We start from the raw sequence: 13,155 nt of genomic DNA, 5'->3' as shown, positions 1-13,155 counted from the left end.
CGCTGTGAACCGACACCTGCCCTTGAAAATACGACGGCTCGACCGGCAGCAACGGGTCGATCTGAGACATTTATCGGCAATAAAGCACACCATGCAGACTGAGTTCGTGAGTCATAAACGCAATAGGCCGCGCTAAGTGCTCACGGCGGCCTATTTGTACATAGCATCTAACTTGAACAGCATTATCGCCATCGCAGCTTCTCGCTGTCCTGAACTGAACAGCAGCGCCCACCTAAGCCGCCAGCATCTCCTTCGCATGCTTCCTCGTAGTCGCGGTGATCTCGATCCCCCCCAGCATCCGCGCGACTTCTTCCACACGCTTCGCCTTATCAAGCGCCGTAACCGTACTAACCGTCCCGCCGTTCGAGTCCCCCGCCTTCGCCACCTGAAAATGCTGATCGCCGCGCGCCGCGACCTGCGGCAAGTGCGTCACACAAAGCACCTGCCGATCGCGCCCAAGCTGATGCAGCAGCCTGCCAACAACTTCCGCGACACCCCCGCCGATCCCCGTATCCACTTCGTCGAAGATCAACGTCGGCGTCGGACTAGCCGTACTCGCGATGACAGCAAGCGCCAAACTGATCCGCGCCAGCTCCCCACCCGAAGCAACCTTGGCCAATGGCCGCAAAGCCACCCCCGCATGCCCCGCGACGCGAAACTCCACCTGCTCAAGCCCATTCGCGCCACCCTCAACCAGCGGCACGAGCGCGACTTCAAAGCTCCCACCCGCCATCGACAACTCCTGCATCCCGACTGTCACCGCCGCCCCAAGCGCTTTCGCCGCCTTCCCGCGCGCCTTCGACAGCACCCTGGCTTCCACAAGATAAGCATCCTTCGCCTTCGAAGCGACAGCCCGCAACCCCTCAAGATCAGCGGCAGCATCAAGTTGCGCGAGTTGCTGACGACGCGCCGCATGTTCCTCCGGCAGCGCTTCCGGCTGCAACCGAAACTTCCGCGCAGTCGAATGCAACTGATCCATGCGCTTTTCGACCTGCGCGAGCCGGTCCGGATCGAGTTCCAGCCGCTGCGCATAATGCGACAGCGAATACGCCGCCTCCTGCAACTGGATCTCGGCCGGTTCCAGCGACGCGAGCACGTCTGAGAGCGCCGGGTCGATATCGGCGAGGCCGCGCAGCTTCGAAGTGATCGCGGCAAGCTGCGTGATCATCGCTTCGTCGGACTCGGAGAGGGCGTTCAGCGCACCCTGCACGCCATCTATCAAACTCGCCGAGTGCGAAAGCCGATGATGCTCCGCGCTCACTTCCTCCCACTCGCCCGGCTGCGGCGCAAGCTTGTCGAATTCGCTCAGTTGCCACGCGAGGCGCTCGCGCTCCAGTTGCAATTCGCGGTCGCGGCTCTGCGCGGTGTCGACGGCCTGCACGGCCTCGCGCCACGCGCGGTACGCCCGCGTCACACCGGCAGCCGCATCGGTAAGCCCAGCGTGCGTGTCGAAGAGTTCGCGCTGGGCGTCGGGCCGCATCAGCAACTGATGCGCGTGCTGTCCGTGAATGTCGACGAGCATTTCGCCGACTTCGCGCAACTGCGTGAGCGTCGCGGGCGTGCCATTGATGAACGCCCGCGAACGTCCGTTCGAATCGATCACGCGTCGCAGCATCACCGTGTCCGCTTCTTCCGCGACGAGCGCGCGTTCTTCGAGCCAGCGTGCCGCCGCTTCATGCGTCGCGAATTCGGCGGTGATGTCGGCGCGCGATTCGCCCGTGCGTACCACGCTCGCGTCGCCGCGCGCGCCGAGCGTGAGGGCGAGGGCGTCGATGAGGATCGACTTGCCGGCGCCGGTCTCGCCTGAAAAAACCGTGAAGCCGCTGTCGAATTCGAGGTCGAGCGCGGCGACGATGACGAAGTCGCGAATCGAGAGATGACGGAGCATGGATGGATGCTTGGGGATGTGGTGACGCTTGAGTGCGGATCAGGTGTTTGAAGCGTCGTCCTGCGACGGATGCTCGTGCCAGTGGAGCTTCTTCCTGAGCGTCGCGAAGTGGCTGTAGCCGACCGGATGCAGCACCGGAACCGTATGGCGGGAGCGGCGGACCTCGATCGTATCGTTCAGTTCGACGGCCGTGAACGACTGCATGTCGAAGTTCACGTTCACGTCGCGCCCGCCGATGATCTGGATGTCCACCTTGGAATCGTCCGGCAGCACGATCGGCCGGTTCGACAGCGAGTGCGGCGCGATCGGCACCAGCACGAAGCCCTGCAACTCGGGATGCAGGATCGGCCCCGCAGCCGATAGCGCGTAAGCCGTCGACCCGGTGGGCGTGGCGACGATCAGGCCGTCCGAGCGCTGGTCGTACATGAAATGGCCGTCCACGGACACGCGCAGTTCCGTCATGCCGGAGAAGCCGCTCCGGTTGACGACGACGTCGTTGAACGCGAGCGCGTGGTAGATCGGCTTGCCGCCGCGCATGATGCGTGCTTCGAGCAGGCTGCGCTCTTCGCGCTCGAAACTGCCCGCGAGCATCTGCGGGACCATTTCGGGCATCTGGGCAAGCGAGATATCGGTGATGAAGCCGAGCCGGCCGTGGTTCACGCCGATCAGCGGCGTCTTGTACGGCGCGAGCTGGCGGCCGAAGCCGAGCATCGTGCCGTCCCCGCCGAGCACCACCGCGACGTCAGCGCGCGCGCCGATTTCGGCCGTGGAGAGCGCCGGATAAGCGCTCACGCCAACTTCTTTGGCGGTCTGGGCCTCGAAGACGACTTCGAAGCCCTGGCCGGCGATGAGCGAGGCGAGCGCGGTCAACGGCCCTTCGATGCCGGGCGTGTTGGTGCGCCCCACGAGCGCGACAGTTTTGAATTGGCTGCCAATTTCCATGCCGGCATTACACCATAGGTGAAGGTCGAAAAGAACCGTGGGCGAACCCGGCGGGGCACGCGCGTGTCGATTAATTGTTTGTCGCTAGAATGGAGCACATCCTGAATTGAAAACGCGCGCCCGTGCGGCTTCGAGCGCGCTCGCCGTTCAATGACGCGTTGAGCTAAACTTTCCCCATGCTAGACCCACGTGCACAAACCCTCCTCAAAACGTTGATCGAGCGCTACATCGCCGAAGGTCAGCCGGTGGGCTCGCGCACGTTGTCGCGTTACTCCGGTCTCGAACTGAGCCCGGCGACGATCCGCAACGTCATGTCGGACCTGGAAGAGCTCGGGCTCGTCGCGAGTCCGCATACGTCGGCGGGGCGAATTCCCACGCCGCGCGGCTACCGGGTGTTCGTCGACACCATGCTCACTGTGGAGGCGCCCGAAGACGAGGCGATGACCACGGCCGTCAAGACGCGCCTGCAGGGCCAGGAGCCGCAGAAGATCGTCGCGGCGGCGGCGAGCGTGCTGTCGAGTCTTTCGTCGTTCGCGGGGGTGATCCTCACCCCGCGCCGCAGCCACATGTTCAAGCAGATCGAGTTCATGCGCCTGTCCGACAAGCGCATCCTGCTCATCATCGTGACGCCGGAAGGCGATGTCCAGAACCGCATCATGGCGACGCAGCGCGATTATTCGCCGTCGCAGCTCACCGAGGCGTCCAACTATATCAACGCGCACTTCGCGGGTTTGTCCTTCGATGAAGTACGCCGCCGACTTCGCGAGGAAATCGACGAGTTGCGCGGCGACATGACCACGCTGATGCACGCAGCGGTGGCCGCGAGCACCGACGAAACCGATCCCGGCGACACGCTCCTGATTTCCGGCGAGCGCAACCTGCTGGAAGTGGCGGACCTCTCGTCCGACATGGCGCGCTTGCGCAAGCTCTTCGATGTGTTCGACCAAAAGACGAGTCTCCTGCAATTGCTCGACGTGTCGAGCCACGCGCAAGGCGTGCAGATTTTCATCGGCGGCGAGTCGAATCTCGTGCCGATCGAGGAAATGAGCGTGGTGACGGCGCCGTATGAAGTGAACGGCAAGATCGTCGGAACGCTCGGTGTGATCGGGCCGACGCGTATGGCCTATAACCGCGTGATCCCGATCGTCGACATCACCGCGCGGCTGCTTTCCATGTCGCTCAGCCAGCAATAAGCGGCATCGAGCAGGTTTCCCGTTCATCGTGCCCGGCCGCGAATCGCGCCGCCACTAGGCCGTTCGGCCAATGATGCGCGCCAGGCCGCGCCGCTATAATGGCCTTCACTCCACGACGTTCCTGATCCGGCGGCTTCTTTCATGCGTTTCGACCTCGAGTTGCCTTCGCAGCATGCCGCGGCGCATCGCGTTGCCGTGCTGCTGATCAACCTCGGCACGCCCGACGCGCCGACGCCCAGGGCCGTGCGCAAATATCTCGCGCAATTCCTGTCGGACCCGCGCGTCGTCGAGATTCCCGCATTCCTGTGGCAGTTGATCCTGCGGCTCGCGATCCTGCCGTTTCGCAGCCGTGCCTCGGCGAAGAAATACGCTCAGGTGTGGATGCCGGAAGGCTCGCCGCTGCGCGTGTACACGGAACGGCAGGTCGAACAACTGCGGCGCCTCTTCGCCGCGAACGACTATCACGTGATCGTCGACTACGCGATGCGCTATGGCACGCCCGGCATTCCCGCGATGCTGAACCAGTTGAAGCTTGAAGGCGCCGAGCGCGTGCTGCTGGTGCCGATGTATCCGCAATATTCGTCGTCCACGACCGCGACCGCTTTCGACGACGCCTTCACCGCGCTCAAGCGCGTGCGCAACCAGCCGGAGATTCGCACGATCCGCCATTACGCGGATCATCCGGCGTACATCGGCGCGCTCGCCGAGCAGGTTCGCGAATACTGGCGTCATCACGGGCGGCCTGATTTCGCCGCCGGCGACAAACTCGTGCTGAGTTTTCATGGCGTGCCCAAGCGCACGATGGATCTCGGCGATCCGTATCACGACCAGTGCCAGCAAACCGGGTCGCTCCTCACCGCGGCGCTCGGGCTCACGCCGATCGAATGCCGGGTGACGTTCCAGTCGCGCTTTGGCCGCGCCGAGTGGTTGCAGCCGTACACCGCGCCGACGCTCGCCGAACTAGGCGCAGGCGGCGTGCGACGCGTGGATGTGTTCTGCCCCGGCTTCACCGCCGATTGTCTCGAGACGATCGAGGAAATCGGCATCGAAGTGCGTGACGAATTCCTGAAGGCGGGCGGCAAGCAGTTCCACCGCATTCCGTGCGTCAACGCTTCGCCTGCCTGGATCAAGGCGCTCGGCGAAATTGTCGCGCAGCATCTGCAGGGCTGGCCCGTGTACGCCGCGCATCCGTTGAGCGCGGTCGCCTGATCTGATTACCCAAACCGATGAACTACAACGTTTCGACTGACCCCGGCGCGCGTCTACGCATCGACAAATGGCTCTGGGCGGCGCGCTTCTTCAAGACGCGTTCGCTTGCAAGCGACGCCGTGGAAAAAGGCCGGGTGCGCATCGGCGGGGCGAACGTGAAGCCGTCGAAGGACGTGCGCGTCGGCGATATCGTCGAAATCGATATCGAGCGGATCATCTGGCAAGTGGAAGTGCTTGGAATCTGCGACGTGCGCGGGCCGGCGACAGTCGCGCAGACGCTCTACACGGAATTGCAGGAAGGCCGCGAGAAGCGGCTGGCGGAAACCGAACGGCGCAAGACTTATCGCGAGCCGGCGGCCGGCCTGCAGGGCCGCCCGACCAAGCGCGACCGCCGCACTATCGACAAGCTTTCAGGGTCTGACTGAAATCGGGATTGAAAAACTGCTCCACCGTGGCGTGGATGCCGCCGTATTCAGTGTTGCGCGCCGTGACGGCGCCGGACATGCAGATGGTGGTGGTTCCCGCTACGAGCACCATAGCGACCACCGCGATAGCAAAGGTCAGTTTCATGGTATCCCCGGGAACGGGCGAAACGGGCAAGGGCTGAGCGGATTGAAATGCTTTCGTAGGGTTAGGGTTAACCTGCGCCGACGAACGCTTGAACGTAGTGTAGGCGACCAATGCGATCGGCTCAATCTGAATCTGATCGCGGCGCAAAAATCACTGTTACGGTGCGTTTCGGCGACGTTCGAAACGTCGGAAATATCGCGGGCAGGGTCTTGAAAACGTCCGCGCAAACCCAAGATGAGCCGACAGTGCGGGCAGACGTCTCAGTGGACTTTCCCGCAGTGGCATTTTTGCAACGCGGGCAGGCCGGTTAGCATCGGCATCTGCCGCGTTTCGCATCCGATTCAACCCACAGCACGACATTGAGCGACATGGAAAACACGCAAGAGAATTTAGCGAAGAACCCCACGCCCGCCGACGACGCAGCGCGCCAACCCGCGGACGCCAGGGAAACCAGCAATGCGCCGGCGGCGGACGCGGCCCAGGCGGCCCAGGCGGCACAACCCGCCGCCGCGCCGGAAGCCGTCGACGCGAACGAAATCCTGGCGCAACTGGCCGAAGCTCAGGCGAAGGCCGCGACGCTCCAGGAGGAGTTCCTGCGCGCCAAGGCCGAAACGGAGAACGTTCGCCGCCGCGCTCAGGAAGACGTGTCGAAGGCGCACAAGTTCGCGATCGAAAACTTCGCCGAAAACCTGCTGCCGGTGCTCGACAGCCTCGAAGCCGCGCTCGCCGATTCGTCGACCGATCTCGCCAAAGTGCGCGAAGGCGTCGAACTGACGCTGCGCCAGTTGACCGGCGCGCTCGAGAAGGGCCGCGTCGTCGCGCTGAACCCGGTCGGCGAGAAGTTCGATCCGCATCGTCACCAGGCGATTTCGATGGTGCCGGCCGACCAGGAAGCCAATACGGTGGTGAACGTGCTGCAAAAGGGCTACGTGATCGCCGATCGCGTGCTGCGTCCGGCGCTCGTGACCGTCGCCGCGCCGAAGTAACGCGCCGTTGACCGACAGGGCCAGCGTCCCGGACGACGCCAGCGCGTTTTCCGTCTTCGGGATGCAGGAAGCCGGCCACGAAATTTCGACAAGACGGCGTTGTCTGCGGACGGCGAACTGGCGGTCCGTTTTATCTGGGGCGCGGGTCGAAACGGGTCTTGAAAACGATGCAAACGCACTTATGTTGCGTACAGGTATGAATTCTGGGCGTCCGGCCCGGCGAATCGGCGGTGCGAAGCGACGATTCGACAGGCCGGCCCCGCTGCGAACAAAGTTCAGGAGAGTATAAAAATGGGCAAAATCATCGGCATCGACCTCGGCACGACCAACTCGTGCGTGGCGATCATGGAAGGCAATCAGGTTCGCGTCATCGAGAACTCGGAAGGCGCGCGCACCACGCCGTCGATCATCGCGTATGTCGACGAGAACGAAATCCTGGTCGGCGCGCCGGCCAAGCGTCAGTCGGTCACGAACCCGAGGAACACGCTGTACGCGGTCAAACGCCTGATCGGACGCCGTTTTGAAGAGAAGGAAGTGCAGAAGGACATCGGCCTGATGCCCTACAAGATCGTCAAGGCCGACAACGGCGACGCCTGGGTCGAAGCGCACGGCCAGAAGCTCGCGCCGCCGCAAATCTCGGCGGAAGTGCTGCGCAAGATGAAGAAGACCGCTGAAGACTATCTCGGCGAGCCGGTCACGGAAGCGGTGATCACGGTTCCCGCGTACTTCAACGACAGCCAGCGTCAGGCAACCAAGGACGCGGGCCGCATCGCCGGCCTGGAAGTCAAGCGCATCATCAACGAGCCGACGGCCGCCGCGCTCGCGTTCGGTCTCGACAAGGCCGAGAAGGGCGACCGCAAGATCGCGGTGTATGACCTGGGCGGCGGCACGTTCGACGTCTCGATCATCGAAATCGCGGACGTCGACGGCGAAAAGCAATTCGAAGTGCTCTCGACGAACGGCGACACGTTCCTCGGCGGTGAAGACTTCGACCAGCGCATCATCGACTACATCATCGCCGAGTTCAAAAAGGAACAAGGCGTCGATCTGTCGAAGGACGTGCTCGCGCTGCAACGCCTGAAGGAAGCGGCGGAAAAGGCGAAGATCGAACTGTCGTCGACCGCGCAGACCGACATCAACCTGCCGTACATCACGGCCGACGCGTCGGGTCCGAAGCACTTGAACCTGAAATTTACGCGTGCGAAGCTCGAAGCGCTGGTCGAAGAACTGATCGAGCGCACGATCGAACCGTGCCGCATCGCGATCAAGGATGCGGGCGTGAAGGTCGGCGACATCGACGACGTGATCCTGGTCGGCGGAATGACGCGCATGCCGAAGGTGCAGGAGAAGGTCAAGGAATTCTTCGGCAAGGAACCGCGCCGTGACGTGAACCCGGACGAAGCCGTGGCCGTGGGCGCCGCGATCCAGGGCCAGGTTCTGTCGGGCGACCGCAAGGACGTGCTGCTGCTCGACGTGACGCCTTTGTCGCTCGGCATCGAAACGCTCGGCGGCGTGATGACGAAGATGATCACGAAGAACACGACGATCCCGACGAAGCACGCGCAGGTCTATTCCACCGCCGACGACAACCAGGGCGCGGTGACGATCAAGGTGTTCCAGGGCGAACGCGAAATGGCGGCGGGCAACAAGCTGCTGGGCGAGTTCAACCTGGAAGGCATTCCGCCGGCACCGCGCGGCACGCCGCAGATCGAAGTGACCTTCGACATCGACGCGAACGGCATCCTGCACGTCGGCGCGAAGGACAAGGCGACCGGCAAGGAAAACAAGATCACGATCAAGGCGAACTCGGGCCTCTCGGACGCCGAGATCGACAAGATGGTGAAGGACGCCGAAGCCAACGCCGAGGAAGATCACAAGCTTCGCGAACTGGCCGACTCGCGCAACCAGGGCGACGCGCTGGTTCACAGCACGAAGAAAGCGGTAGCCGAGTATGGCGACAAGGTGGATGCTGCCGAGAAGGAAAAGATCGAGGCCGCGCTGAAGGACCTCGAAGACGCGCTGAAGAGCGGTTCGAGCGACAAGGCCGCGATCGACGCGAAGATCGAGGCGCTGGCAACCGCGTCGCAGAAGCTCGGCGAGAAGATGTACGCCGACATGCAGGCGGCGCAGGGCGCGGCGGCGGGTGCCGCCGGTGCGGCAGGCGGTGCGGGCGCATCGGAGTCGGCGGGCGCGAGCCAGCCGCACGACGATGTGGTCGACGCGGAGTTCAAGGAAGTGAAGAAGGACTGAGTCGTTGAACCGCACGAGCGATTCATCGCCACGGCCGGAGCCGGTTTCGCGCAGCGGAGTGTTGCATGCGCGATACCGGCCGATCGAGACGAAGCAGTATTGAAGACGCGCCTGGCAAGCCTGATGGCTTCCCGGGCACGTTGTTTTTTTAGAGGGCGCGCGGCTTCCAGACTTTTGATTGAGTCGAGAAGCGGGGCGTCGAAAGTGACACACGAGTCGCGAGACTCGAAGCATCCGAGAGGGAGCCGGCGCGCGTCGCGTGCGGCGGCATCGAACCGATATGGCGAAACGGGATTACTACGAGGTTCTGGGCGTCGCGAAGAACGCAAGCGACGACGAGATCAAGAAGTCTTATCGCAAGCTTGCGATGAAGTTCCACCCCGACCGCAATCCGGACAACAAGAATGCGGAAGAGCATTTCAAGGAGGCGAAGGAAGCCTATGAAATGCTGTCGGATTCGCAAAAGCGGGCGGCCTACGATCAATACGGCCATGCGGGCGTCGATCCGAACATGGCGGGCGCGGGTGCGCAGGGCTTTGGCGGATTCGCCGACGCGTTCGGCGACATCTTCGGCGACATCTTCGGCCAGAATGCCGGCGGTGGCGCACGCGGTCGCGGCGGTCCGCAGGTCTATCGCGGGGCCGATCTGCGCTACAGCATGGAAATCACGCTGGAGCAGGCTGCGCACGGCTACGACACGCAGATTCGCGTGCCGAGCTGGGCGAATTGCGACGTCTGCAAAGGTTCGGGTGCGAAGCCCGGCACCAAGCCGGAAACCTGCCCGACGTGTCACGGCCAGGGCACGGTGCGCATGTCGCAGGGCTTTTTCAGCATCCAGCAGACCTGCCCGAAGTGTCACGGCAGCGGCAGCTACATTCCCGAACCGTGCGCGCACTGCCACGGCGCGGGCAAGGTGAAGGAAACGAAGACGCTGGAAGTGAAGATTCCGGCCGGCATCGACGACGGCATGCGCATTCGCTCCGCCGGCAACGGCGAGCCGGGCATCAATGGCGGCCCGAGCGGCGATCTGTACGTCGAGATTCACATCAAGCAGCACGCGGTATTCGAGCGTGACGGCGACGATCTCCACTGCCAGATGCCGATCCAGTTCACCACGGCGGCGCTTGGCGGCGAAATCGAAGTGCCGACGCTCGCCGGCCGCGCGAGTTTCACGGTGCCGGAAGGCACGCAGTCGGGCAAGACGTTCCGGTTGCGCGGCAAGGGCATCAAGGGTTTGCGTTCCAGCATCGCGGGCGATCTTTATGTGCACGTGCAGGTGGAAACGCCGGTCAAGCTCACCGACCCGCAGCGCGACCTGCTCAAGCAGTTCGAGAAATCGCTCACCGAAGGCGGCTCGCGGCACAGTCCGCAAAGCAAGAGCTGGTTCGATCGCGTGAAGAGCTTCTTTGATTGATGCTTCATTGATGATCCGGTCGATGCAATGACGTCCGATCCACGCAGCGCGATTTACGCGCTGCTCGACGATTGCGAGTCGACCGCCGAAAGACGGTCGACTCGCCTCTACACCGGCTTTGCGCACGAGCGGTCCGCGACCGATGGCGCGGCGCTCGACGCCGTGTGTGTCGAGGTCGAAAGCGATGTGCGCGGCGGTCTGCACGCGGTCGTCGTCGCGGATTACGAATTCGGTCGCAATCTTCAGTTGGCGCAGCTCGGCAATGCCGCGCTGCGCTTTTTGTTGTTCCGCGAATGCGCGCACCTCTCGCGGGATGAAGCCGATGCGTGGCTCGCGTCGCAAGATGAAGGCGCGGCGCTGCCGTCGGCGGCGGGTATCGCGGGCGTGGAGGCGAGCGTCACGCGCGACGAGTTCGACGCGGCCATCGCCGCCGTGCACGAGGCGCTGCGTGCGGGCGACTCGTACCAGGTCAACTACACCTATCGGCTGACGTTCGACGTGCTTGGCACGCCTTTGGCGCTTTATCGCCGCCTGCGAGAGCGCCAGTCGGTCCGATACGGCGCATTGATCGCGTTGCCTGAAGGCGGCGTGGTGGTGTCGTGTTCGCCGGAGCTTTTCATCGAGAAGAACGGCGATCTGCTGCGCGCCCGGCCGATGAAAGGCACCGCCCCGCGCGATACCGATCCCCAGGCGCTCCACGACGATCCGAAGAATCGCGCCGAAAACGTGATGATCGTCGACTTGCTGCGCAATGACATGTCGCGTGTGGCTGCCACCGGGACCGTGCAGGTGCCCGCGCTTTTTTCCGTCGAGCCGTATGCGTCCGTGTGGCAGATGACGTCGACCGTCGAGGCGCGCGTTCGCCCCGGCATCGCGTTTGCGGACATCGTGCGCGCGCTCTTTCCATGCGGCTCGATCACCGGCGCGCCGAAATACAAGACGATGCAGTTGATCGACCAGATCGAAAGCACGCCGCGCGGGCTTTACACGGGCGCGATCGGCTGGCTCGATCGCGGCGGGGATTTTTGCCTGTCGGTGGCGATTCGCACGCTGGTGGTCGGCGAGGGCAGGGGCACGATGGGCGTCGGCGCGGGCATCGTGCTCGATAGCGTCGCCGCCGACGAATACGCGGAATGTCTGCTGAAGGCGTCGTTTCTCACCGGGGCCGATCCGGGCTTCGAACTGTTCGAAACGATGTACGCGACGCGCGACGGCGGCGTTCGACATTACGACCGCCATCTCGCCCGCATTTCTCACAGCGCGCGGTATCTTGGCTTCGCGTTCGACGAGGAACACCTAGGGACGCTGGTCGACGACCGCTGCTGCAGCTTCGACGCAGGCAAGCCTTATCGTCTGCGAGTCGCGCTCGACAAGAGCGGCAGGATCACGTTGACCCATGCGCCGCTCGCATCATTGGCCACCGATTCAGTCGATGTCCTGCTTGCGCCCGATCACGGCTTCGCGCCGCAATCGTCGAGCGATCCGCTGCTGCGTCACAAGACGACGCGTCGCGCCGAATACGATCGCGCATGGCACGAGGCGGAGGCGCTGGGCGCCTTCGACATGCTGTTCTTCAACGAGCGCGGTGAGTTGACGGAAGGCGGCCGGACGACGGTCTTCGCAAAACTAGACGGCCGCTGGTCGACGCCGCCGATCGATGCCGGCGTTCTGCCGGGTGTCATGCGCGCCGTGTTGATGGAAGAGTTGAGCGCCGTCGAACGAACGATGACGCGGGAAGAACTCGAACGCGCCGAAGCGTTGATCGTCAGCAACGCGTTGCGCGGCGCGGTGAAGGCGCGTTTGAGGCTATCGAAGCCCTAGCGCACAGCAACACCGCCTACCGCGCTCAAGCTCAAGCGCAGCCTCAAAACGTATGCTCCGGCCCGGGAAAAGTCCCCTCCTTGACCGCGCGCACATAAGCTTCGACGGCGGCAAGAATACTCGGCTGCCCGCTCATGAAATCCTTCACGAAGCGCGGCCGCTTGCCGGGAAAAATCCCCAGCATGTCATGCAGCACCAGCACCTGCCCCGAACAGTCGATCCCGGCGCCGATGCCGATTGTCGGAATCACGACCTGTTCGGTCACCTCGCGCGCGAGCAGCGTCGGCACCGCTTCGATCACGAGCAGTTGCGCGCCCGCTTCCTGTAGCGCGAGCGCGTCGCGGCGCATCTGCGATGCGGCCGCGTCGGTCTTGCCCTGCACCTTGAACCCGCCGAACGCATGGACCGACTGCGGCGTCAGCCCGACGTGCCCGCACACCGGAATCGACCGCTCGACCAGGAAGCGCACCGTATCGGCGAGCCATTCGCCGCCTTCCATCTTCACCATCTGCGCGCCCGCGCGCATCAGTTCCACCGCGTTCGCGTAAGCGTCCTCGCGCGAGCCGAGCGTGCCGAACGGCATGTCGGCGACGATCAGCGCGCCCTTGCTGCCGCGTGCCACCGACGCCGTGTGATAGGCGATGTCCGCAAGCGTCACGGGCAGCGTCGTGCTGTGTCCCTGCAACACGTTGCCGAGGGAATCGCCGATCAGCATCACATCGACGCCCGCGCGGTCGAGCAGCGCCGAGAAGCTCGCGTCGTAGCACGTCAGCATTGCGATTCGCTCGCCTGCTTCGCGCATCGCCTGAAGCTTCGGGACGGTAATCGCGTTGCGGCCGGTTTCCTGCAAATACGCCATGATCTTTCCGAAAGATGCGGCGC

Annotated in this window: 11 protein-coding genes; 7 read left to right on the top strand and 4 right to left on the bottom strand. The window is 63.7% G+C overall.

Translation table 11 applies throughout. The features are described 5' to 3' along the window. Positions 1-232 precede the first annotated feature (232 nt). Complete coding sequence (gene recN, locus AWB68_RS07020; RefSeq protein ID WP_087643621.1) at positions 233-1,888, bottom strand: DNA repair protein RecN; 1,656 nt, start codon at positions 1,886-1,888, stop codon at positions 233-235. Positions 1,889-1,927: 39 nt separating this feature from the next. Beyond that, the gene (locus tag AWB68_RS07015) at positions 1,928-2,830 is read right to left on the bottom strand and encodes an NAD kinase (RefSeq protein ID WP_087643620.1); all 903 of its coding nucleotides are present in this window, start codon (positions 2,828-2,830) and stop codon (positions 1,928-1,930) included. A 176-nt stretch (positions 2,831-3,006) separates the two neighbouring features. Here AWB68_RS07015 and hrcA point away from each other — a divergent pair, with 176 nt between their 5' ends. The 3 genes from hrcA (at position 3,007) to AWB68_RS07000 (ending at position 5,657) form a co-directional block, all read left to right on the top strand. Then, positions 3,007-4,023: a heat-inducible transcriptional repressor HrcA gene (gene hrcA, locus AWB68_RS07010; RefSeq protein ID WP_087643619.1), complete on the top strand. Its 1,017-nt coding sequence runs from the start codon at positions 3,007-3,009 to the stop codon at positions 4,021-4,023. 141 nt (positions 4,024-4,164) lie between these two features. Beyond that, entirely contained in the window at positions 4,165-5,232 is a 1,068-nt protein-coding gene (gene hemH / locus AWB68_RS07005; RefSeq protein ID WP_087643618.1) for a ferrochelatase, read from the top strand. Between the two features lie 17 nt (positions 5,233-5,249). Next, complete coding sequence (locus AWB68_RS07000; protein WP_087643617.1) at positions 5,250-5,657, top strand: Hsp15 family ribosome-associated heat shock protein; 408 nt, start codon at positions 5,250-5,252, stop codon at positions 5,655-5,657. Here the strand turns inward: AWB68_RS07000 and AWB68_RS48820 are convergent. Next, the gene (locus AWB68_RS48820) at positions 5,629-5,802 is read right to left on the bottom strand and encodes a hypothetical protein (RefSeq protein ID WP_200828647.1); all 174 of its coding nucleotides are present in this window, start codon (positions 5,800-5,802) and stop codon (positions 5,629-5,631) included. The two genes, AWB68_RS07000 and AWB68_RS48820, sit on opposite strands and share 29 nt — an antisense overlap. A gap of 368 nt (positions 5,803-6,170) precedes the next feature. Between AWB68_RS48820 and grpE the strand changes: the two genes are divergently transcribed. From grpE to pabB, 4 genes are all read left to right on the top strand, one after another. Next, entirely contained in the window at positions 6,171-6,788 is a 618-nt protein-coding gene (gene grpE / locus AWB68_RS06990) for a nucleotide exchange factor GrpE (RefSeq protein WP_087643615.1), read from the top strand. 291 nt (positions 6,789-7,079) lie between these two features. Continuing rightward, the gene (dnaK, locus tag AWB68_RS06985; protein WP_087643614.1) at positions 7,080-9,038 is read left to right on the top strand and encodes a molecular chaperone DnaK; all 1,959 of its coding nucleotides are present in this window, start codon (positions 7,080-7,082) and stop codon (positions 9,036-9,038) included. Positions 9,039-9,318: 280 nt separating this feature from the next. Further along, complete coding sequence (gene dnaJ, locus AWB68_RS06980) at positions 9,319-10,452, top strand: molecular chaperone DnaJ (protein WP_087643613.1); 1,134 nt, start codon at positions 9,319-9,321, stop codon at positions 10,450-10,452. 27 nt (positions 10,453-10,479) lie between these two features. After that, on the top strand, positions 10,480-12,273 hold the full coding sequence (pabB, locus tag AWB68_RS06975; RefSeq protein ID WP_087643612.1) for an aminodeoxychorismate synthase component I: 1,794 nt from the start codon (positions 10,480-10,482) through the stop codon (positions 12,271-12,273). 43 nt (positions 12,274-12,316) lie between these two features. On the opposite strand, the gene panB is transcribed toward pabB, so the two are convergent. Next, positions 12,317-13,132: a 3-methyl-2-oxobutanoate hydroxymethyltransferase gene (gene panB, locus AWB68_RS06970; RefSeq protein ID WP_087643611.1), complete on the bottom strand. Its 816-nt coding sequence runs from the start codon at positions 13,130-13,132 to the stop codon at positions 12,317-12,319. Positions 13,133-13,155: the final 23 nt, after the last annotated feature.

This window comes from Caballeronia choica (assembly GCF_001544535.1).
GTDB classification, from domain to species: Bacteria; Pseudomonadota; Gammaproteobacteria; order Burkholderiales; family Burkholderiaceae; genus Caballeronia; species Caballeronia choica.
Note: the sequence above shows the minus strand (reverse complement) of the source record. Positions and strands in the feature narration are given on the sequence as shown.